The organism is Brachybacterium sp. GCM10030268 (genome assembly GCF_042666305.1).
Classification (GTDB): Bacteria; Actinomycetota; Actinomycetes; order Actinomycetales; family Dermabacteraceae; genus Brachybacterium.
The window spans coordinates 332,924-352,844 of the sequence record NZ_JBHTCW010000003.1 but is presented as its reverse complement, the minus strand read 5'-3'; the positions used below and the strand labels follow the sequence as shown (position 1 = coordinate 352,844).

Here is a 19,921-nt window from a genome sequence, read left to right as displayed (position 1 = left end):
GCCCACCCCACCGACACACCGACCCTCGAGACTCAGGAGCCACGCTGATGGAAGAGTTCCTGCTGGGCCTATCGACGGCCTTCACCCTGCAGAATCTGCTGATCGTGTTCATCGGGGTCCTGGTGGGCAACCTGATCGGGGTGCTCCCGGGGCTCGGGTCCGCCGGGACCATCGCCCTGCTGCTGCCGATCACGTTCGCGATGCCCCCGGAATCCGCGATCATCATGCTCGCCGGCATCTTCTACGGCTCCGCCTACGGCGGGACCATCACCTCGGTGCTGCTGAAGATCCCCGGCGAGGCCACCACCATCGTGACCACGTTCGACGGATACCAGATGGCCCGGAAGGGACAGGGCGGGGTGGCCCTGGGCATCTCCGCCATCGGGTCCTTCGTGGGCGGGACCGTCGCGATCACCGGACTGCTGTTCCTGGCCGCCCCCATCGCCCGCCTCGCCCTCGGCTTCGGACCCGCCGAGTACGCACTGCTGGCACTGGTGGGCATCGTGCTGGTCGCCTACCTCGCCAACGGCGGACTGCTGCGCGGGGTCGTGGTCGCCGCGGTGGGACTGCTGCTGGCCACCATCGGGACCGACCCCATCGACGGCACGGCCCGGTTCACCCTCGGAGTGCCCGCACTGGCCGGCGGGATCGAGTTCACCGCGGTCGCGATGGGCCTGTTCGGGATCGGCGAGCTGCTGCACACGATCGACGAGAGCAGGCGCAACCCACCCGAGTCCCTCGGCTACGGGCGCGTCCTGCCCCGACGCGCAGAGGTTCGAGCCTCCACCGGCCCCTTCGCCCGCGGCTCGGTGATCGGATTCCTGCTCGGCATCCTGCCCGGTGGCGGCGCCACCATCGCGTCGATGGCGTCCTACGGCGTGGAGAAGCGCATCTCCAAGCACCCTGAGAAGTTCGGCACCGGCACCATCGAGGGCGTCGCCGGGCCCGAGACGGCGAACAACGCCGCCGCGAACTCCTCGTTCATCCCTCTGCTCAGCCTGGGCATCCCGGCGAACACGACGATGGCCGTGATCTTCGGGGCCCTCATGGTCCAGGGCATCACCCCGGGGCCGCAGCTGATCCAGACCCACCCCGAGGTGTTCTGGGGCGTGATCGTCTCGATGTTCATCGGCAACCTCATGCTGCTGGTGCTGAACATCCCGCTGATCCACCTGTTCACCCGGCTGCTCAGCGCCCCGATGCGGTTCCTGGGCCCCCTGACCCTGCTGGTGACCGTTGTCGGCGTGTACAGCGTGAACACCTCGATCTTCGACATCTGGGTGGCCCTGGCGTTCGGCATCCTCGGCTACGTGATGAAGAAGTTCGGCTTCGAGGTGGCTCCGCTGGCTCTCGCCTTCGTGCTCGGGCCGCTGCTGGAGGCTAACGTCCGTCGCAGCCTGCTGCAGTCCGACGGCTCCCTCGGGATCTTCGCTTCCAGCCCGGTGTTCACGATCCTGGTGATCGGCGCGCTGCTGTGGGCGCTGGTGGGCTGGCTGGCACGGCGCCGCGCCGCAGAGCCCGAGAAGGTCCGCGTGGACCACTGAGCCCACGCGGACCGGCACGGCTCACTCCCGCGCGAACAGCCCCACCGCGTCCCACGCGACCCAGCCGCCCTCGACCAGGTGCAGCTCGATGACGTTCTCTCCGGCCTGCAGCGCGTCGGCCGGGATGGCGAACTCGTGGAAGGAGCGCACCAGCGTCGAGCCGGGCACGGTCGCATCGCCCTCGCGGGAGCCGCGAGTGGCGCCGAGCGGCAGGTCGATGTCGCGGATGTGCTGCTCGCCCACGCTGACCGCCAGGGTCCCGCCGAGGCGAGTGGTGTCCACCAGCCAGATCGCCAGGTCGTGGTCGCCTGCCGGGGCCTCATCGAGGGTCACGGTCCAGCGGGCGCGGTAGTCGTGGTTGCCGGCCCAGCCGTCTCCCGGGCCGGGCAGCAGATAGGGCCAGGCGCTGCCGGGCTCGTCGGCGCCCTGCGTGTACTCGATGACCGCATCGGGGTACTGATCCGGGATGCTCGAGTAGGAATCCGGGGCGAAGCGGAACTCGAGGGTGCGGCCATCGAAGCTGCCGATGGTGGCGACCTCGCGGCCGGTCGCGGTGACCGAGGGCTGCGAGGTCGCGGTCAGCGGCTGACTGGGCTTGCCGCGCTCGCCCGCGTCGGAGACAGCCAGGACGGTGTAGGTCCACTCCTCGCCGGCCGCATCCAGGCCGTCGTGGACCAGGCGCGGGTAGACCGTCTTGGCGAGCAGATCCTCCTCACGCGGGGCGGCGGGCGCGCCGGCGCCGCGCACGGCGTAGACGCGGTAGTGGTCGATCAGCGGCTCCCAGGCCAGGGGCTCCCAGATCAGGGTGGTGGTGGCCAGGGCGGGCTCGGCGTGCAGACCGGTGACGGTGGCGGGTCGCGGGCTCATGATGCTGTCTCCTCTCGGGCCCGGGTCACGCCGGGATCAGACGGGGGTCGTCGGCCGGTGTGGTGAAGCGCGCCGAGAGCTGCTTGGGCGCAGTGTCGTCGGCCTCGATCCACTCGACGATGTAGAAGCTGGCGGTCAGCTCCTCGGGCGTCAGGCGCACGTGGAGGTATCCCCGTCGGCCGTCGTAGTGCTTGACGTACTCGTGCTGGGTCCAATCCGAGGTGTAGCCGTCGGTCTCGGCGCCGTCCCCGTCGGAGGCGACGGAGGTGCACACCAGCTCCACGCCGATGGTCTCGGCATCAGGATCGGTGAAATCGGCCCGCAGCTCGGCGGCGACGTGCTTGTGGATGTCGCCGGTGAGCATCACGGGGTTGGAGCTGGCGGCCATCGCATCCAGCAGCCGCTGCCGAGCGGCTGGGTAGCCGTCCCACATGTCGGTGCGGTCCTCGCTGATCGCAGTGAGCACCACGCCGTTGGCCAGCAGGTTCCACGACGCCTCGGACTCCTCGAGGCGCCCGGTGACCCACTGCTCCTGGTCAGCGCCGAGGATCGTGCGGTCCTGCGCGTACTGCTCCTCGGCGCTCTCGGGCACGGGGTCGCGGAACTGGCGGGAATCCAGCAGGGAGAAGCGGGCCAGGGAGCCCACGTCGAAGCCGGCCGTGATGTCCGTATCCGGCCCGTCGGGCAGAGCCGCCAGGTCCAGCGGCATGTTCTCGTAGAAGGCGCGGTAGGCCACGGCGATGCGGTAGGTGAACAGCTCCGGCGGGATCGCGTAGGCGGAGGTGTCCGCGATGTAGTTGTTCTGGACCTCGTGGTCATCCCACACCGCGACGGCCGGCACGCGGGCGTGGACGGCCTGCAGGTGCGGATCGGACTTGAACAGGGCGTAGCGCAGCCGGTACTGCTCGAGCGTCTCGATCTCCACGCCGTGCGCCGCGGAGACCTCGGCGCCCTGGCGCCACAGGTTCGACTCGGTGATGCCGTACTCGTAGATGTAGTCGCCGACGAAGACCACCAGGTCAAGGTCCTCCTCCGCGGCCAGATGCTTGTGGGCGGTGAAGTGGCCGTGGTACCAGGCCTGGCAAGAGACCACGCCGACGGAGAAGGACTCCACGTCGGCGCCGGCCGCGGGCAGCGTGCGCAGGCGGCCGACAGGGCTGGTCTGCTTGCCGACGAGGAACCGGTAGAAGTACTCCGTCGCGGGCTCGAGCCCCTCAACGCGCGGGTGCACGGAGTGGGCGAGCTCAGGCTGGGCGAGGGCCTGGCCGCGCTGGACGATGTCACTGAACTCGGCGTCGCGAGCCACCTGCCAGCGCACGCTGACGTTGCGCAGCGGCATGTCGCCGTGGCCGTCCTCCGCCAGCGGATCCGGGGCCAGGCGGGTCCACAGCACCGCGCCGTCGGGCCGGGGTGCGCCGCTGGCCACGCCGAGGCCGAAGAGGTCCTCCCGGTGCGGCAGCGGCTCGGCGTCGGCCTCAGGGGCGCTGATGCCGAGGGCGAGCAGGGCGGCCGAGGCGCCGCTGGCCTGCAGCAGGCGGCGGCGGCTGAGCGAGGTGGGCGGGGCAGGTGCCGGCATAGGGTCTCCCGAGCTGGTGTCGTCGTGGCGGTGTGACATCACAGTCAAGCACCCGACGGTTGCTCGCAGTTGAACACCGGAGGACGCGTGGGCGACGCGGCGCCAGGTGCGCCTCGAACCCCCCGTGCGCCGTCCGGGTGGTGCATGAGCGAATCCGGCGGCTTGGCCCAGGTCAGGGCTGATCGGTGGGGCGGATGACGATCTCGTTGACAGCGACGCGCCGCGGGTTGGTGACGATGTAGCCGACGGCGTCGGCGACATCGTCGGTGTGCAATGCCTCGACTTCACCGAATGCGGCGGTGAAGTCGGTGTCGGAGTTGGCCTTGTGCTCGAACAGCTCACTGGCGGTGCGGCCGGGCTCGATGACCGAGAAGCGCAGGTTGCGGGTGGTGTACTCCTGGCGCCAGGCTTCGGTCGCGCCGGTCACTGCGAACTTGGTCGCGTTGTACAGAGCGACGGTCGGGGCAGCGAACCTGCCGGCAACAGAGGAGATGTTCACGACGTCGGCAACCGAACGAGGGCCATGCTGCGCCGCCACCAACAGGTGAGGCAGAGCGGCTTTGGTCACGTACATCAATCCGCGCAGGTTGATGTCGACCATCCGGTCCCACTCGGACAGTGGTGTCTCGTCAGAGGCGCCGTTGAGCATGACGCCTGCGGCGTTGACCAGCGTGTCCAGTCGGCCGAGCGCGGTGACGGTGGTCTCGACGGCGGCGGCCGCCGTGTCGGCGTCGGTCAGGTCAGCGGCGACGACCAGGGCGGTGCCACCGTCGGCGCGCAGCTCGGCGGCAAGCTCTTCGAGCCGGCCGGCGCGCCGGGCGACGAGGGCAACGGAAGCGCCCGCGCCGGCGAGGCGGCGGGCCGCGGCGCGGCCGATGCCGCTGGAGGCTCCGCTGATCATCGCGACGGTTCCGGTGAGGTTCTCAGTCATGGTCGTCCTCCTACGTGGGTGGCATCGGGGAACAGATGCCGGTCTGATTGGTGACGACATCCATGCCATCAGCACGCAGGGGCCAGGGGAACCAGATAGCACGCCCTCTGGCAACTGGTACTCGCACTACCTGCTACACCGGCCAGGAGCTTGAGCGCGACGGCAGACTGGGAGGATGACAACGCTGAACGGATTGCGCGAGTTCCTGACTTCACGCCGGGCACAGATTGATCCGGAGGCTGTCGGTTTACCGCCGTCGCCGGTTCCGCGCCGGCGCCGGGGGCTGCGCCGCGAAGAGGTGGCCGCATTGGCCGGGGTGAGCGTCGACTACTACGCGAGGTTGGAGCAGGGACGCATCGGCGATGTCTCGGACCAGGTCCTCACTGCTATCGAGGACGCGCTGCGGCTCGACCCGCTGGAACGGCAACACCTGCGCGGCCTTGTCAGCCCGCAGCCTGCACGCCCGCACACGCAGCGAACGGCCAGGTCGCGGGTGCGGGGCGGGATGCGTGCACTGGTCGACGCCATAGACCCTGTTCCGGCGCTGCTCCAGGGACCGCGCATGGAGATCCTGGCCTGGAACCAGGCAGCCACGATCCTGCTGGCGGACTTCGCCGCCATGCCGGCGCGCGACCGGAATGTTGCCCGATGGCTGTTCCTCGACGCATCCAACCGCACCCGGTACCCGGACTGGGACGAGGTCGCCGGACCCACCGTTGCCGCGCTGCGGGCGGCGCACAACCCCGCCGAGCCAGATACGGAGTTGGAGGAGCTGGTCGGCGAGCTGTCGGTGGCGTCGCCGGAGTTCGCCCGGTTCTGGGCGGACTACCGCATGTTCAAGCACGGGCACGGCACCAAGCGCATCTTCCACCCCACCGTCGGGGTGATGACACTCAGCTACGAGACCCTGGAGGTCCCGGAGTCAGGAGGGCAGTTCCTCTCCACCTACACCGCCGACGTCGGCTCGCCCGCGGCGGAGAAGCTCAGCATCCTGATGAGCTGGGGGCGCGGAGCCACCGAGCCCTCTGAGTCCGCCACGCAAAACACTGATGAACAAGACACCTGGCAGTCCTAGTGTCGCGTTGCTGAAGTGGTTGGACGCTTGGCTTTCGTGAGGATCTGACCTGAGGTTGCTGGCTGGGCGCTTCCAGGCGCGGTAGGTCCTCGCAGCGATCTCCAGGCCCTGCTGGCGCAGGACGCGGAGGATCGACTCGACTGCGTAGCCCTCGGCCCTCATCTCGTCGATGAACGCGAGGATCAGCGGCCTCGGGGGTCGAGCTCCCCCGCGAAGAAAATCGAGGCCCGCCGGAGGATCTCGTTGTCCTCCCGGAGCCGCTTGACCTCCGCCTTCAGTCGCTTGACCTCGGCAGACTCCTCACTGGTCACGCCCGGCTTCGTCTCGTTGTCGACGTCAGCCTGGGCCAGCCAGCGCCGCACGGACTCCCGCGAGACGCCTTCCTGGCGGGCGACCGCGGCCGTCGCCGCGGTCAGGGTGGGGTACTCCTGCTGGTGCTCGCGCACGAGCCGCACGCACCTCGCGCGCAGCTGGGGATCGATCTTCTTCGGCATGCTGTCCATCCTTCCGGACTCAAACAGCAGCAGCATCAAACCTGGGCCGGTTCATGACCCTCATGGACTCCAGCTGCACCTCGAGGTCACCGAGGCGATCCGGGCGGGCGATGCGACCCGGTCGCCACGGTGATGCGGCGGGTCGTGGAGTGGATCCCGCAGAGGTGGCCGGGACAGGATCCAGATTCTATAAGGCACTAGCGCGCGTGCAGACCCTGTCTCTAGAAGGGATCTGGAGGGAGGGCGAGGCCGTAGATGGGGCTTGTTCAGCCGTCCGCCGGCGTGATGAAGGCAGCCAAGATTGCGGATTTCAACCGGGACTGCTGCACGGATAGGTGACATCTCGAGGTGCGCCGTCTTCGGATGACGGACCTCAATCAGCCCGTCGATAGTGCATGGCGACCGCGCCGTTGCTGAGCGGCTCCGCCGAGTTCAGATCGAGTCGTCGGGTGCTGGGCAGTCCGTCCTGGTACAGGGTGGGGCCGTGGCCGGCGATCATGGGATGGACGAGGAACGTGTACTCGTCGATCAGATCCAGTCGGTCCAGCTCTGTCGCAAGTTTGCCGCTGCCGACGAGCACGTTGGCCACGCGGCTCTTCGGGAAGCGGCGCTCTGCCGAGGCCGTCTCTCGAGAACGAGCGGCGTTCCGAAATCGGATCCGGTACTCTTCAGTTAGATGAGAACGGACCTCCAGCGGGGCGGGACTGCCTGCCCTCTGAAGCTTCGTGGCAGGTCACCCGGCAGGCGACAGACAGGCTGAAGCATTGAGCACCGTTAAACCGACGACTACGGATCGTGCTGAGCATCCAGGTGGTTCTCCCAAGCGGGAAACGCCTCTGAGCAAGCTTCCACCGGCCGACGCGTCTGAGCCTGCAACGCCGCCACGGTCACCGGGAGCGACGGACCGCAGTCGCCCAGCAGGTGCCCATCACACCTCCCGCGGGGAGGAGGTTCTCGATGGCGCCGCGGAGATGTTCGCCGAGCACGGGTACCACGCCTCGAGCCTGCGAGATATCGCAAGCCATGTGGGTCTGTCTCACCCGGGAATGCTGCATCATTTTGGGTCGAAAGAAGCGCTCTTGAATGCTGTGCTGGATCGGTTAGAAGCGCGCGCGCAGAGTGCCCTCGATCATCTCGACGAGTATTGCACCGACGGTGACGCGCTGCTGCGGGCACTGGCAGAGGTGTGGCATCCGGCGTCTCACCCGATCCAGCTCCTGGCCACTTTGGATGCCGAGGCCGTGAGCAAGGATCTTCCCAGCCGGTTTCGGGTGGCTCGGTTGCATCGGGTGCATGAACACGTGCTCGAGCAGTGCTTTGCCCAGCTCGACGAGAAGTGTCTCCTCCGGGACGGCATCGACCCGCCATTCGCCAGTCGGGCGGTGCTCGCCTTGGTACTTAACCTCGCTGCTCGTGAGGAGACTGTGCGCGCCATGCAGAGCAATCCGCACGACGATGCACCGATGAACGATCTCGCCAAGCTGGTTCGGGCCTTCCTCAAACCTGCCCACGGGGAAGATCCGGCCTCCATCAGCACACAGGCCTGAGCGACGCTGCGGTGACCCGGTGACGGCCGCAATCAGCGCATCAGGTCCGTGCTGAGAATGCTCCTGGGTGAGTCCTGACGTTCATTGCCCCGTCCTGGTCTTCTCGTAGGTGTCGAAGAGCTCACGCCGCTCGTGATACCGCTGGCTGTAGGTGGCCAAGCGCACCGCGTCCTCGTTGTCGAAGTTCGACCCCAGTGCACCTGCCAGAGTGCCCAGAGACGCCGTCAGCCATGCCAGGTCGATGTAGTCGCCCAGGCCGATCGGGTGCATCAACTCGCCGCGGAGATAGCCCGCGTCGATGAGCGCCAGCGACAGCGCGAGCATGACGGCGAAGAGGATGAGATACATCAGCACCACGCTGACTCCCACGGTGATGATCGTGGAGATATTATCCAGGCGCGTCTGCCATATATCGCTCTGCTGGGGCTCACGGTTCCACAAGTTGTTCGACACGATCAGCCAGCTTGTCAGAGCGCCGATGACGAGGACGCTGACCAGCAGCAGGCGGAGGCTCGACAGGGGATCGGCCACGCTCGCCAGGGTCCCGTAGAACACGCCGAAGGCGCCAGATGCGACAGCCACGGTGAAACTTCCGGTCATGGCCGGCAGCAAACGACCCGGGCGGTTGCTGCGCAGCATCCCGGCCAACATGCGCACCGCGCGGAAGCGTCCCGTCAGCATCGTGATCATCAGGTCGTTCTCGTCGGAGGACGGACGCTGCTCGACCTTCACACGACTGACTGCAGCCTCGATGGCCGGCGCGTCCGGGCTTGCAGCGGATGAGGCCGCCCCCACCAGCGTGATCAGCAACTCACGAATCCGCGGGGCAACTCGTACCGCGCCGAGCGGGGGCAGCGAGATCAGCGCGGCGCGGGCATCGGTACTCACTTGGAGCAGCACCGGGTGATCATCAAGGTACCGCGGCAGATCGGTGAGGTAGACGAAGGACTCCCATCCGTGCTCTGCCAGCAACCGTGGCGCGTGCTCGAGCAGCTGAATGGTGCCATCGGGGGCCAGCGGCAGCGCTTCTTCGCTGACCTCCACCCGCCACCGCAGACCAGTTTTGCGGAAAAGCTGTCCGGTCAAGTCGTCGGCGATCGACGCAGCGACACGCTCCGGAACGCCAGGATCGGCACATAAACCAAGGATCGGGGTCGTCGAGTCCATGCCCTCAGCATCGCATCGACACAATTGTCCGCAGCGAGACGGTCCCGGTCCCAGACCCCGCACACGCAGAGGCCCACGCCGCCCGGCATTCCGTTCTGTCGTCGCGATGTCGTACCTACCTCACGGTCGGTGACCATGAACGCGTCGACGCCAGCCTGCACAGCCAGCACCGTACGGTGGGGCTGTCGGCCTCGGGTCGTCACCGGCGGCGGCCAGTCGCCCACCCTCGAAGGACGGACCTCTTTCTCCCTCATGACTCACAACATCTCCGTGATCGTCCGCGCCGAGATCGATAGTAGAGCGATGCGGCTCGTCACCACGGGCTGCCTCACCGAAGAATCCCAGCAGGCGCTGTTCTCCCTGATCCTCAAGGCACGCGATATGCATCCCGCGGGTCAGGTCACCGTCGACCTGACTGAAACGCTCCACATCGACACCACTGGACTGAACCTCCTGCGCGCCGCAGTGGACCACGATGAACACGTAAACCCGGGAGAACCCATATTGTTCCTCATCCCAGACTCCTTGCCGCCCTGCCCAGAGGCTCACGACCTGGAGCCCGTGGGTGTGAAGTAGTGGCTTTCAGCCGCCCACGGACCCCAGTGCTGGAGCCGGGGCCTCCGGGCGCGGGCCTACCAGGGCTCATCGCGGAGGTCTGTCCCGTGGCACGCCCTTGTCCAAGGCCTTTACCGCCAGTCGGGCCTTCATCCGGTCGCTGATGGAGTAGCCGAGGATCCCGCGAGAGAACACGTCCTTGATCGCGCAGAGGTAGAGCTTGCCCTCGTCGGTCCAGTGCTCGGTGATATCGGTCAGCCACAAGAGGATTTTCCCGGCAGGTTCGCCTGCGAGAGGTAGGCGGCCGCGCGGCGCAGGACCTCGTTCTCCTGCTCCAGCGGCCGGATCCGCCGACGCGCATCACCCAGCTCGGAGGACTCCTCGCGGGCTCGAAGGCGGTGCCGTCGCCGATGGCCAGGAGGATTTGAGCGGCGGTTTTGATGCCGATCCCCAGCATGCTCATCAAGACCGAAGCGAGAGCGAAGTCCTCCAACGTTGCCTCGACCTCCCGAGCCACGGTGGCCCGTTGCTCCTTGAGCTGACCAGCAACCCGTGGGACCACCATCTCCACCGCCGCGGTGGCGGGAACGACCACGGTCTGCTCGCCAAGTGCACTGAAGGTCTGGTCGACCAGCGCTTCGGGACCGCGCCGGGAACGGGAGCGGGCGAACCGCAGCACTCTGCCGCGCCCCGCAGCCTTCAGCCCCGTTGGGCCGCCGAACTTCTCCAGGAGGTCGAGGACCAGCCCGTGGCCAGGCTCCCACCGGTGACGACCCATTCGAGGGCGGGATGGATCTGCGCCAGCAGAGAGCGAATCCGGTTCAGAGCCCTCGTGGTCTCATGGGCGAGGTCCTTATCGCAGCCCGCGAGGACCTTCAGGGAAGAGAGGACCTCGCTGTCACGGTCCACGCTGCGAAGGGTGTGGGGCATGGTGCGAGCGGTGTCGGCGATGATGAACGCATCCCGCGCATCGGTCTTCGACCTGCCCGGATACAGGTCCGCGGCCTTCCGCATCGCCAGCCCCGGGAGATAGGCGACGGTGCAACCGACGTCGCGGGCGACTGCAATCGGCAGCGCACCGATGGTGTTGGGGTTGGGCTGGCCGACGACCATCAGCACTTCGCCATGGTTCTGCAGGCTGGTGAACAGCTCTCGGCGCTGGGCCTCGTCCTGCGGCAGAGGCTTGTCGAACAGCCGGTTCCCGTCGGGGTCCAGAGCGCAGGCGTGATGCTCGCTCTTAACCACGTCCAAGCCGACCACGACCGCACATCTCGGTTCCATGATGCTGTCCTTCCCTGGAGCATCACTGCTGGTCGCAGCCACGACACCCGGTGCCGGCACCCACGTTACGAAGAGACCTCAGACTACTCGTGCTGGGTCCAATCCGACGTGTAGCCGTCGTTCTGGGCTCCGTCCCGGTCGGAGGCGACCGAGGTGCACACCAGCTCCACACCGATGGTCTCGGCAGCGGGATCGGTGAAATCGACCCGCAGCTCGGGCTCGGGGTCGCGGAACTGGCGGGAATCCAGCAGGGAGAAGCGGGCCAGAGAGCCGATGACGAAGCCGGTGGTGACAGGCGGCGACGGCCGTGCGGCGTGGCCGGGACGGATGCCGGGATAGGGCCTCCCGAGCCGGTGTCGTTGTGGCAACGTGACGTCGCAGTGAAGCATCAGGTGGTGACCCACCGATAAATTCAGGCGGCCGAGTCCCGCTGGCCTGACGGCCGCGGGAACTAAGCGCCCGCGCAGGTGAAGGGCCCCCATACGTGCGGGCGACTTACCCTGTCGTGCGAGGTTCTGAGAGTCTCGTAGCCTGCGGACATGACCTTCGCCGGGATTCTCGCATTCTTCGGGCTGGCCGTGGTCACGGTGGACGTGCTGGGCGGCGTGATCGCGATCAGCGTGCTGCTGCGCGGAGGTCGCCTGCGCCATCTGCTGGCTTTCCACGGCGGCTACGCCACGGTGATCATCGCCGCCACCCTTTTCCTGCACCCGCTGCTGACGCTGCTGGAGCGCTGGCTGCGGCCGGTCCTGGAATCCAGCGACGCGATCGGGGCGATCGAGGTCGTGGCCGGCCTCGCTCTCGCGGGCTTCGCCGTGCACCAGGCGCGCGAGGCCGGGCGGCCGCCCACGCCGCACGGCCCGCTGCAGAACCGCAGCTCCCCGCAGCGCCTGGGCGCCGTGCCGCTGGTCATGGCCGGCGTCGCGTTCGCGGGCACCGCCCTGGCCGACCCGGGCTTCGCGATCTCCGTGGGCATGGCGGCCCAGGAGCCGCGGCTGGCGGTGCGCGCGCTGCTGCTGGTGCTGTGGAACCTCGTCTACCAGGCTCCGCTGGTGGCGGTCACGATCGCCGCAGCCGTCGGTCGGCACGAACGCTTCGCGGAGCGGGTGATGGAGCTGATCGGGCCGCGCCGCCAGTTGCTGCAGGGCGCGCTGGCGGCCGTACTCTCGGCCGGCGCCCTGGCCGTGCTCGGGGACGGGATGTTCGCGTTGCTGGGCGAGCACGTGCCGTGGCTGCGCCAGCTGATCCTGCTGCGGTGAGGCCGGGCGTCGCCGCGGTCGTCCCGTGTCACCACAGGCGGGCCGGCCGGTTTCGCTCCGTGCGCCGATTCCGCGGGGGCCGAGGTGCCTGACTCCGCGCGCGCCATCGCCGCCGGGTCGACCCGTCTCACTCGGCGCGCGCCATTTCCGCCGGGGACTCGGTGGAGTCACCGATGCTGCGCAGCCGGTACTTCTCGCGCTGGCCGTAGGCGACCTGCCGCACGGACTCGTCGGACTCGAAGCTGGAGCCGACCGCGCCGGCGAGCACGCCCATGGTCGAGAAGCCCTAAGCCAGCGACATGTACGTGCCCAATGCGGCCTTGTGTATGAGCGTGGTCTCCAAGTACTCCTGGGGCACCAGGAACCACGCCACGTCGAGGTTCAGCACGAACAGGGCCACGTACAAGGTGGCCACGCTGATCGTGACCGTGATCAGAGTGGTCAGGCGCGCCGACGGTACAGACGCGTATGCCACCAGGTCAGCACAGAGATCCTGGCGAGGCGTCGCGGCCCTGCTATGCGCTCGGCATTCGCTCGCGATCGTGGCATGGGCAACGAGCGGGCGCACCCGATATCCGTCGTCGGACCACACGGTGGTGACCGCCGCCGGCAGCTATCGCCACCCCTGTCTCAGGCCTTCCGAGGCTCAGGGTCACCTGGCTCAGGGATGGGCAGGGCCAGGGTCACGGGGCTCCGGGCCGCTCCCGGCCCAAGTCACGGGGCTCAAGGCAGCTCGAGTACCCGGACCACCGACGCGGCGATCTCCTCGGCAGGGATGCGCTGCTGTTCCGGACAGGTCACGTTCAACAGCAACAGCCCGTCGACCAGGGCGAGCACGTCGCGGGCGCGGCGTTGCGCCTCGGCATCCGAGGCCGCGGGGAACAGGGCCGCGACGCGTTGGATGACGCGGGCATTGCCCTCCGCCATGGCGCGCTGGATCTCTGGACGTCGCGCGGCCTCCAGCACCAGCTCGTAGCGGGCGAGAGTGCGGCGCCGGCCGGCTCCGTGCAGCGCGTCGTGGAGGATGGCCACGAGTTGCTGGTGCTGGTCGCTGCCGTCCAGCGCCCAGACGTCGAGCTCGGCCAGTCGGGGCACGGCCGCGGCGAGAAGGGCCGCGCGGGTGCGGAAGTAGTAGGAGGTCGAGCCCGTCGGCAGCCCCGCCACCTCGTCGACCGCCCGATGGGTCAGGCCCCGGCTCCCGCGCTCGGCGAGGACGTCGATGACCGCGTCCGCGATCCGTTCCCGGCGCTCATCCGCAGCCGACATGGCCCCTCCTCTCTCGTGCTCGCCCTTGCCACGCATGCCAGATCCTCCGCTCTCGGTGCCTACTCGGAGCAACTCGGTTCCGAGAGGTTCCACCTGGTGGGACCTTTTGGGAACCTACCCCGCTGAGCGGTCCGGTTCCGCGGGGAGGCGGCGCCTCAGATCGGCCGGCGGAGGTCCTTGATCAGCGGGCCGACGACCTGCTCCATGGTGGCGTGGCGCAGGGCCTGGTCGCGGGCCCAGGCCGCGACCGGTGAGCGGACGAACATCAGCTTCGCCAGCCGGCGCGACTGAGTCTGGGCGCCCTCGACCCGCCGGCGCCGTCGGCGTTCGTAGAGCTTCAGCGCTTTGGCCACGTACGTCTCGTCGGTGCGGGAGAGCTCGTTGGCCAGGGCGGCGGCGGATTCCAGTGCCATGGACGCTCCGATGCCGGCGGTGGGCAGGAACGCGGCGGCCGCGTCGCCGACCAGGGCGATGCGGCCGTCGGTCCAAAGCGGTGAGCGCACGTCGGCCATGCGCCATAGGAACAGCGGCTCGTCGTCGGCCGGGAGGTCGGCGAGGTAGCGGTCGACTGGCACGCCGTAGGGCCGAAGCAGAGAGGCGAGGCGGGCGGCGCGGCCGGCCCCGTCGGCGCGGCCGACCCCGTCGGCCGCATCGCCGCGGAGCGTCTCCAGCGGCGCCCCGGCGATGACGCACAGTTGGTCGCGGCTGGGGTAGGTGCCCAGGAAGCTGCCGGCGCCCCAGCGCTCGGTGGTCTCCCCCGGGGCCGCCAGGTCGGCGTCGGCCCACCACACGTAGCAGCCCCAGCCGGTGTCGTGGTCGGGTATCCGCCGGCCGAGCATCAGCTCTCGCACCCGGGAGCGGATCCCGTCGGCGCCGACGACGAGGTCGAAGCTCGCCTCGGTGCCATCGCTCAGCACGGTCTCGACCTGCTCGCCGCGCGGGGTGAGGTGCTCGATGCTGACTCCGTCGCGGAGGTCGAGGCCGTCGGCGGCGTCGCGCAGGATGCCCAGCAGATCGCCGCGGTCGATGATGCCGAGGTGGCCGTAGTCGGCGATGCTCTCGGGCATCGACGAGGAGGTCAGCTCGGTGCCGGCCCCGTCCCGGGCAACGTAGCGGCTCATCGGTTCGCTGCGCTCGATGAAGGCGTCGTGGACGCCGAGGGCGTGGAAGACGCGGCTGCCGTGCGGCCACAGCGCCAGGCCGTAGCCGAGGTCGGCGTCCTCGTGGCGGCGGTCGATCACCGTCGGCGACTCGCCCTGACGCTGCAGCAGCGCCGCGAGCGTCAGGCCGGCGATGCCGGCGCCCACGATCAGGATCCGCATGGCCTATCCCCCGTACGTCACTCACTCTCTACAGATGTAGAGCACACTACATCTGTAGAGCGCTGCTGGAAAGGCCACCCGGGTTCTCGCATATCCGCGCCCGAGCCGCTGTCGCCCCAGTCATCGAAGAGAGCGCGACGTGAGGTGTACGGATAACTCTTATCCTGACGCCTCGTGGCGCCCGGGCGACGGATAGGACTTATGTGAACGCGCATCACTCGATCGGCACCGATCCGGACGGCACCGCCCGCACGCAGTGGCTGCTGCCCGTCAACCCGGCCGCCCATCTCGAGCACCAACCCGGTGACTGGCTCGAGAGGCGCGATGCCACCGCCGTGTGGGAGGCGATCGCACGGTCGCAGCCGGTCGAGCGGTGGTGCCTGCGCAGCGGGTTCCGCACGATGCAGATCGGCGACCTGATCTGGGCCTACCTCTCCCGGCGACAGGAGGTATGTGCCGTCGGGGTCGTGCGGGACGTTGCCCATGAGGAGGGCGGCTGGTTCGTGCATGTCGACTGGGACGAGGCCCGCACTGCTCGCCTGTGTCGCGACCCCGTGCCGCGCAGTTCTTTCGAGCAGGTGCCGATGTCGACGTGCCGGGCCGACGCCCACGCCGCCGAGGTCCTGTCGCAGCAGTACAAGAACACAGGCTCGGCATATCCTGCCCTGATGCACCTCCACGCCGATGACGTCCGGTCCCTGCCCAAGGTCGCCCTGCACGACCACCTCGACGGCGGCCTGCGCCCCGAGACCGTGCTCGAGCTGTGCCGCGACCACGACATCGACCCGCCCGGTCAGAGCGCGGAGGAGATCGCCGAGTGGTTCCGCGCCACCGCCGATTCCGGCTCCCTGCCGGCCTACCTCTCCACCTTCGAGCGCACCCTCGCCCTCATGCAGACGGCTCCCGAGCTGCGCCGCATCGCCCGCGAATTCGTGGAGGACATGGCCGCCGACGGGGTCGTCTACGCCGAGACTCGGTGGGCTCCCCACCAGCACACCGGCGCCGGGCTCACCCTCGATGAGGCGGTCCAGGCCGTCCAGGACGGGCTCGACGAGGGCGTGGCGGCTGCCGCGGCCGGCGGGCACCGGATCGTCGTCGGCCAGCTGCTGGCCTACCTCCGTCACCTCGAGCCCAGCGATGACCTGGTCGAGATCGCCCGCGCCCGTCGCGATTCCGGCGTGGTGGGCATCGACCTCGCCGGGCCCGAAGCCGGTTTCCCTGCGAGCCGGTTCCGCGCCCAGTTCGACCTCGCCCGGCGCCACGGGGTGCGGGTGACGATCCACGCCGGCGAGGCCGACAGGCCCGCCTCGATCGCCGACGCACTGGACTGCGGGGCCGAGCGGATCGGGCACGGCGTGCGGCTGATCGAGGACATCTCCGATGACGAGCTCGGGCCGACCGCCGGCCGCATCCACCGAGAGCAGGTCTGCCTCGAGGTGTGCCCGAGCTCGAATCTGCAGACCGGCGCCGCGACCGATCTCGCCGGCCACCCCGTCGGTCCGCTGCACCAGCACGGCTTCGCGGTGGCGATCAGCTCGGACAACCGGCTGATGAGCCGCACCAGCACCTCCCGGGAGATGGCGATCTCCGCGAGCACCTTCGACTGGAGCCTCGAGGATCTGGAGCAGATCGTGCTGACGGGCCTGGATGCGGGCTTCGCCCCCGCCGAGCAGCGGCGGGAGCTGCGCGAGGAGGTCGTGCTGCCGGCCTTCCGTGTCGCGCGGGAGGGGTAGGCGCGCGGGCGGCGCACGGAACAGGCTCGGGAGGGGTAGGCGCGCGGCGCAAGGACCAGGCGCGCTCGCTGCAGCGCGGGGCGGCGTGCCGCATCCTGCTGAGCGGTACTCACACGACCAGGCGCGCCCGTATATGCCGCGTCGGGAGGCTGGAGTACCGCCCAATAGGTCGAAACCGGTTCTCGCCCAACTCTCCTCCGCCAGCGCGGCGGGCGCTGGCACGAACCTGTAGCTGAGCGGCCCGTGCCCTTCTCTCAGAGGGGTCGCGTGCCGCTGTGCTACACCTTCTTGCCAGGTGCCCGATGCCACCCGGGTCCCACTTTCTTGCCAGGTGCCCGATGCCACCCGGGTCCCACTTTCTTGCCAGGTGCCCGATGCCACCCGGGTCCTACCCGCTACGCAGGCACCGACCGACCACTCGGACCAACCGTTCCCCTGCGAGTTCCCGCCACGTACCCTGCGGTGCCAGCGACCCGGACAGGTCGACGGAAGGAAGCGCACATGGGACACGTCGTCGTCTTCGCGCCCGCACCCGTGCTCACCGTGACGGTGGAGGGGCAGCACGGGGAGCCGGAGATCCACATCCACGCCGGTGGTCAGGGAATCTGGCATGCACGGATGCTGCGCGCCCTCGGCGTCGAGGTGACGATGTGCTCCGTGATCGCCGGCGAGACCGGCCGCCTGCTTCGCCACCTGATCGACGATGAGGGGATCGAGCTGCTCGCCGTCGACGGCAGCGCGCACAACGGCGCCTACATCCACGACCGCCGCGACGGCGAACGGGTGAGCATCGCCGAGGCCGGCGGAGACCGGATCACCCGCCACGACCTCGACGAGCTCTACGGCCTCACGCTCAAGGCCGGCATGGACGCCGGGACCGTGATGCTCAGCGGCGCGGTGAGGGAGGACATCGTGCCCGCGACGATCTACCGGAGGCTCGCCTCCGACCTGAACACGGTGGGCTGCCAGGTGATCGCCGACCTCTCGGGGAAGCGGCTGACCATGGCACTCGCCGGTGGTCTCAGCGTCGTCAAGACCGCCCACGATGAGCTGGAGGCCGACGGTCGCGCCGCGGGCACCGACGTGCCCGAGCTGGTCCGCGCGATGCAGCAGCTGACGTCGGAAGGGGCCTCCCATGCGATCGTCACTCGCGCGGACGAGCCCACCTTGCTGCTGTCGGACGGGGAGCTGAGCGAGGTGCAGATGCCCACGCTCGAGGTCGTGGACACCCATGGCGGCGGCGACTCGCTCACCGCCGGGGTCGCGGCCGCGATGGCGGCCGGAGCCGACTTCCAGGAGGCCGTGACGCTGGGCGCGGCCGCCGGGGCCCTGAACGTCACCCGTCACGGACTGGGCTCGGGCACCCGCGAGACCGTCCACCGGCTGCGCGAGCTGGTGAGCATCCGCCCCCTCGACTCCGTGGGAGACGAGTGATGGAGCGGGCCCTCACGGCGCTCGTCACCAACGACGACGGCATCGACTCCCCGGGGCTCCACCGCCTCGCGCAGGCCGCCCTCGACGCGGGGCTCGAACTGCTCATCGCTGCCCCCGCCTCCGAGGCCAGCGGCAGCAGCGCCTCCATCACGGTGGCGCAGGAGGACGGCCGCATCCTGTACGAGCGACGCGGACTCGCCGGCCTCGACGGAGTGACCGCCTTCGCCGTGGAGGCCGGCCCCGGGCTCATCACGCTCCTCGCCGGCCATGGCACCTTCGGCCCGACGCCGGATCTGGTCCTCTCCGGCATCAACCGCGGCATCAACGTCGGCCAGGTCGTCCTCCACTCGGGAACGGTGGGGGCCGCCCTGACCGGAGGCGTCAACGGGCTGCGAGCGCTGGCCGTCTCGCAGGAAGCGCCCACGGGGTCCGAGGTGCTGGACTGGACGGCGGCATCCGCCCTGGCCCAGCAGGTCATCCCCCGCCTCGCCGAGCAGCCCCGCGGCACCGTCCTGAACCTCAACGTGCCGATCTCCGCCGGGGACACCCTCCCCGAGCTCCGGGCGGCGACCCTGGCCGAGTTCGGCGTCGCCCAGACCACGGCGACCGAGAGGGACGAGGGGGCCGACGACCATGTCCGCCTGGCCGTGTCCTCGCCCTCCGCCCGGCCGCGTCCAGGCAGTGACGCGGCCCTGCTGGCGGACGGCTATGCCACCCTCACCGCCATCCGCTCCGTCACCGAGGATCCCGCTGTGGCACTGGAGGACCTGGTCAGCCAGATTCGCGGATAGCGGCGTGGCGGCACACGCCGCCCTCACAAACTCGAGCCCCGCACCTCCAGGCGGGGCGTGAGGACCTGGCGCCGGGGCGGCTCATCCTCGCCCTCGACCAGGTCCAGCAGAGTGCGACCGGCCAGGCGCCCCAGCTCCGCCAGCCCCATGTCCACAGTGGTCAGCCGAGGCCGTGAGGCCAGCGCCATCACGTCCCAGTTGTCGAAGCCGACAACCCGCACCTGGGCGGGCACCTCGATGCCCCTCTCGCGCAGCCGGTCGGTGACCCCGCGGGCGATCTGGTCCGAGCCGCAGGAGAAACCGTCCACGTCGGGATGGGAAGCCAGCAGCATGTCCACCGCGTTGCGGCCCCACTCCTCGGACCAGTGCCCGAACAGCGGCGGCGCGATCAGGGACTCCCCCAGCGACTCGGCCACCGCGACCGCGCGGGAGGAGGCCGAGTGGTGGCGCTGCGGCCCGGTGACGTGGACGATGCGGCGCGAGCCCATCGAGGCCAGATGCTCGGCGGCCATCGCCGCACCGGCCCCCTCGTCGGCCACCACCGCGAAGTCCTCGGGGTCATCGGACGGCGAGAAGGCGTAGACCGTCGGCAGATCCAGGCCGATCGAGGGCCGCGGATCGGTGGTGCGGCCGGTGATGATCAGGCCGTCCACCCGCCGCTCCTGGAGGGACTGCAGGTAGTGGCGCTCGCGCAGCACGTCGTCCCGGGTGTCGCACAGGATGATCGCCATCTTCCCGGCGGCCAGCGCGTCCTCCACGCCCATCAGCAGCGGGATCGTGAAGCGCCCGAAGCTGTCCGTGGTCAGCAGGCCCACGGTGTACGTGCGGGTATCGGCCGGGCCGCGGCCGTTGGCCCCGATCACGAAGCCGAGCTCGGAGGCCGCCTCCTTGACCCGCACCCGGGTGTCCGCGCGCAGCTGTCCCGTCTCGTTCAGCGCCTTCGAGGCGGTGCTGACCGAGACCCCGGCGAGCGCGGCGACATCGGCGATGCGCGGCATCGGCTTCGACATGTTCTTCACGTGACCTCCTGGCGTGCTCCCGGGCTCCGCCGGGGTCGGCGGGGTGGACGGCGGGGGTTG

General features: G+C 69.4%; 19 protein-coding genes and 3 pseudogenes. 8 read left to right on the top strand and 14 right to left on the bottom strand.

All coding sequences use genetic code 11. The features are described from left to right. The first annotated feature begins 47 nt into the window (after window positions 1-47). Window positions 48-1,544 carry a tripartite tricarboxylate transporter permease gene (locus tag ACFQRD_RS07405; protein WP_377019641.1) on the top strand — a complete coding sequence of 499 codons (1,497 nt, stop codon included), beginning with the start codon at window positions 48-50 and terminating at the stop codon, window positions 1,542-1,544. Between the two features lie 21 nt (window positions 1,545-1,565). On the opposite strand, the gene ACFQRD_RS07400 is transcribed toward ACFQRD_RS07405, so the two are convergent. From ACFQRD_RS07400 to ACFQRD_RS07390, 3 genes are all read right to left on the bottom strand, one after another. Beyond that, entirely contained in the window at window positions 1,566-2,411 is an 846-nt protein-coding gene (locus ACFQRD_RS07400) for a polysaccharide lyase family protein (protein ID WP_377019642.1), read from the bottom strand. Between the two features lie 25 nt (window positions 2,412-2,436). Continuing rightward, window positions 2,437-3,987, bottom strand: a complete 1,551-nt coding sequence (locus tag ACFQRD_RS07395) for an alkaline phosphatase D family protein (RefSeq protein WP_377019644.1) — start codon at window positions 3,985-3,987, stop codon at window positions 2,437-2,439. Window positions 3,988-4,159: 172 nt separating this feature from the next. Further along, window positions 4,160-4,918, bottom strand: coding sequence for an SDR family NAD(P)-dependent oxidoreductase (locus tag ACFQRD_RS07390; RefSeq protein ID WP_377803634.1), 759 nt, complete (start codon window positions 4,916-4,918; stop codon window positions 4,160-4,162). A 175-nt stretch (window positions 4,919-5,093) separates the two neighbouring features. On the opposite strand from ACFQRD_RS07390, the gene ACFQRD_RS07385 reads away from it, so the two are divergent. Beyond that, entirely contained in the window at window positions 5,094-5,993 is a 900-nt protein-coding gene (locus ACFQRD_RS07385; RefSeq protein ID WP_377803633.1) for a helix-turn-helix transcriptional regulator, read from the top strand. A 66-nt stretch (window positions 5,994-6,059) separates the two neighbouring features. Here the strand turns inward: ACFQRD_RS07385 and ACFQRD_RS07380 are convergent. Both ACFQRD_RS07380 and ACFQRD_RS07375 read right to left on the bottom strand, forming a co-directional pair. Continuing rightward, a pseudogene (locus ACFQRD_RS07380) lies at window positions 6,060-6,487 on the bottom strand (IS3 family transposase); the annotation flags it as partial. Window positions 6,488-6,860: 373 nt separating this feature from the next. Next, complete coding sequence (locus ACFQRD_RS07375; protein ID WP_377019647.1) at window positions 6,861-7,076, bottom strand: dihydrofolate reductase family protein; 216 nt, start codon at window positions 7,074-7,076, stop codon at window positions 6,861-6,863. Window positions 7,077-7,212: 136 nt separating this feature from the next. Here ACFQRD_RS07375 and ACFQRD_RS07370 point away from each other — a divergent pair, with 136 nt between their 5' ends. Beyond that, window positions 7,213-8,034, top strand: coding sequence for a TetR/AcrR family transcriptional regulator (locus ACFQRD_RS07370; RefSeq protein WP_377019648.1), 822 nt, complete (start codon window positions 7,213-7,215; stop codon window positions 8,032-8,034). Between the two features lie 81 nt (window positions 8,035-8,115). Here ACFQRD_RS07370 and ACFQRD_RS07365 read toward each other — a convergent pair whose 3' ends face one another. Further along, window positions 8,116-9,201, bottom strand: coding sequence for a hypothetical protein (locus ACFQRD_RS07365; protein WP_377019649.1), 1,086 nt, complete (start codon window positions 9,199-9,201; stop codon window positions 8,116-8,118). A gap of 252 nt (window positions 9,202-9,453) precedes the next feature. Between ACFQRD_RS07365 and ACFQRD_RS07360 the strand changes: the two genes are divergently transcribed. Beyond that, window positions 9,454-9,777: a hypothetical protein gene (locus ACFQRD_RS07360; protein ID WP_377019650.1), complete on the top strand. Its 324-nt coding sequence runs from the start codon at window positions 9,454-9,456 to the stop codon at window positions 9,775-9,777. A 69-nt stretch (window positions 9,778-9,846) separates the two neighbouring features. On the opposite strand, the pseudogene ACFQRD_RS07355 reads toward ACFQRD_RS07360, so the two are convergent. The 3 genes and pseudogenes from ACFQRD_RS07355 to ACFQRD_RS07345 all read right to left on the bottom strand — a co-directional run. Then, window positions 9,847-10,020 (bottom strand): annotated as a pseudogene (locus ACFQRD_RS07355) (DDE-type integrase/transposase/recombinase); the annotation flags it as partial. A 118-nt stretch (window positions 10,021-10,138) separates the two neighbouring features. Then, window positions 10,139-11,037: pseudogene (locus ACFQRD_RS07350) on the bottom strand (IS110 family transposase); the annotation flags it as partial. An 83-nt stretch (window positions 11,038-11,120) separates the two neighbouring features. After that, complete coding sequence (locus tag ACFQRD_RS07345) at window positions 11,121-11,405, bottom strand: hypothetical protein (protein ID WP_377018611.1); 285 nt, start codon at window positions 11,403-11,405, stop codon at window positions 11,121-11,123. A 171-nt stretch (window positions 11,406-11,576) separates the two neighbouring features. Here ACFQRD_RS07345 and ACFQRD_RS07340 point away from each other — a divergent pair, with 171 nt between their 5' ends. Further along, entirely contained in the window at window positions 11,577-12,296 is a 720-nt protein-coding gene (locus tag ACFQRD_RS07340; protein WP_377018610.1) for a hypothetical protein, read from the top strand. Between the two features lie 127 nt (window positions 12,297-12,423). Here the strand turns inward: ACFQRD_RS07340 and ACFQRD_RS07335 are convergent, their stop codons facing one another. The 4 genes from ACFQRD_RS07335 to ACFQRD_RS07320 form a co-directional block, all read right to left on the bottom strand. Next, window positions 12,424-12,570 carry a hypothetical protein gene (locus ACFQRD_RS07335; RefSeq protein ID WP_377018609.1) on the bottom strand — a complete coding sequence of 49 codons (147 nt, stop codon included), beginning with the start codon at window positions 12,568-12,570 and terminating at the stop codon, window positions 12,424-12,426. A gap of 12 nt (window positions 12,571-12,582) precedes the next feature. After that, a complete protein-coding gene (locus ACFQRD_RS07330; RefSeq protein ID WP_377018608.1) occupies window positions 12,583-12,771 on the bottom strand; it encodes a hypothetical protein in 189 nt (62 codons plus the stop codon). Between the two features lie 248 nt (window positions 12,772-13,019). After that, window positions 13,020-13,562, bottom strand: a complete 543-nt coding sequence (locus tag ACFQRD_RS07325) for a TetR/AcrR family transcriptional regulator (RefSeq protein WP_377018607.1) — start codon at window positions 13,560-13,562, stop codon at window positions 13,020-13,022. 155 nt (window positions 13,563-13,717) lie between these two features. Then, complete coding sequence (locus ACFQRD_RS07320; protein WP_377018606.1) at window positions 13,718-14,884, bottom strand: FAD-dependent oxidoreductase; 1,167 nt, start codon at window positions 14,882-14,884, stop codon at window positions 13,718-13,720. 203 nt (window positions 14,885-15,087) lie between these two features. Between ACFQRD_RS07320 and ACFQRD_RS07315 the strand changes: the two genes are divergently transcribed. The 3 genes from ACFQRD_RS07315 (at window position 15,088) to surE (ending at window position 18,842) form a co-directional block, all read left to right on the top strand. After that, complete coding sequence (locus ACFQRD_RS07315) at window positions 15,088-16,617, top strand: adenosine deaminase (protein WP_377018604.1); 1,530 nt, start codon at window positions 15,088-15,090, stop codon at window positions 16,615-16,617. 501 nt (window positions 16,618-17,118) lie between these two features. Next, the gene (locus tag ACFQRD_RS07310; protein WP_377018603.1) at window positions 17,119-18,051 is read left to right on the top strand and encodes a PfkB family carbohydrate kinase; all 933 of its coding nucleotides are present in this window, start codon (window positions 17,119-17,121) and stop codon (window positions 18,049-18,051) included. Further along, window positions 18,051-18,842, top strand: a complete 792-nt coding sequence (gene surE, locus ACFQRD_RS07305; RefSeq protein ID WP_377018602.1) for a 5'/3'-nucleotidase SurE — start codon at window positions 18,051-18,053, stop codon at window positions 18,840-18,842. The genes ACFQRD_RS07310 and surE overlap by 1 nt, the downstream gene beginning before the upstream one ends. A 23-nt stretch (window positions 18,843-18,865) precedes the next feature. Here surE and ACFQRD_RS07300 read toward each other — a convergent pair whose 3' ends face one another. Then, window positions 18,866-19,852: a LacI family DNA-binding transcriptional regulator gene (locus ACFQRD_RS07300; protein ID WP_377018613.1), complete on the bottom strand. Its 987-nt coding sequence runs from the start codon at window positions 19,850-19,852 to the stop codon at window positions 18,866-18,868. Window positions 19,853-19,921: the final 69 nt, after the last annotated feature.

Excerpts from the sequence above, each read along its gene's own strand:
- ACFQRD_RS07335 (WP_377018609.1), bottom strand. The coding sequence starts at position 12,570 with ATGGGCGTGCTCGCCGGCGCGGTCGGCTCCAGCTTCGAGTCCGACGAG.
- ACFQRD_RS07325 (WP_377018607.1), bottom strand. The coding sequence starts at position 13,562 with ATGTCGGCTGCGGATGAGCGCCGGGAACGGATCGCGGACGCGGTCATC.
- ACFQRD_RS07395 (WP_377019644.1), bottom strand. The coding sequence starts at position 3,987 with ATGCCGGCACCTGCCCCGCCCACCTCGCTCAGCCGCCGCCGCCTGCTG.
- surE (WP_377018602.1), top strand. The coding sequence starts at position 18,051 with ATGGAGCGGGCCCTCACGGCGCTCGTCACCAACGACGACGGCATCGAC.
- ACFQRD_RS07385 (WP_377803633.1), top strand. The coding sequence starts at position 5,094 with ATGACAACGCTGAACGGATTGCGCGAGTTCCTGACTTCACGCCGGGCA.
- ACFQRD_RS07310 (WP_377018603.1), top strand. The coding sequence starts at position 17,119 with ATGGGACACGTCGTCGTCTTCGCGCCCGCACCCGTGCTCACCGTGACG.
- ACFQRD_RS07300 (WP_377018613.1), bottom strand. The coding sequence starts at position 19,852 with ATGTCGAAGCCGATGCCGCGCATCGCCGATGTCGCCGCGCTCGCCGGG.
- ACFQRD_RS07400 (WP_377019642.1), bottom strand. The coding sequence starts at position 2,411 with ATGAGCCCGCGACCCGCCACCGTCACCGGTCTGCACGCCGAGCCCGCC.
- ACFQRD_RS07405 (WP_377019641.1), top strand. The coding sequence starts at position 48 with ATGGAAGAGTTCCTGCTGGGCCTATCGACGGCCTTCACCCTGCAGAAT.
- ACFQRD_RS07390 (WP_377803634.1), bottom strand. The coding sequence starts at position 4,918 with ATGACTGAGAACCTCACCGGAACCGTCGCGATGATCAGCGGAGCCTCC.
- ACFQRD_RS07340 (WP_377018610.1), top strand. The coding sequence starts at position 11,577 with ATGACCTTCGCCGGGATTCTCGCATTCTTCGGGCTGGCCGTGGTCACG.
- ACFQRD_RS07365 (WP_377019649.1), bottom strand. The coding sequence starts at position 9,201 with ATGGACTCGACGACCCCGATCCTTGGTTTATGTGCCGATCCTGGCGTT.
- ACFQRD_RS07360 (WP_377019650.1), top strand. The coding sequence starts at position 9,454 with ATGACTCACAACATCTCCGTGATCGTCCGCGCCGAGATCGATAGTAGA.
- ACFQRD_RS07320 (WP_377018606.1), bottom strand. The coding sequence starts at position 14,884 with ATGCGGATCCTGATCGTGGGCGCCGGCATCGCCGGCCTGACGCTCGCG.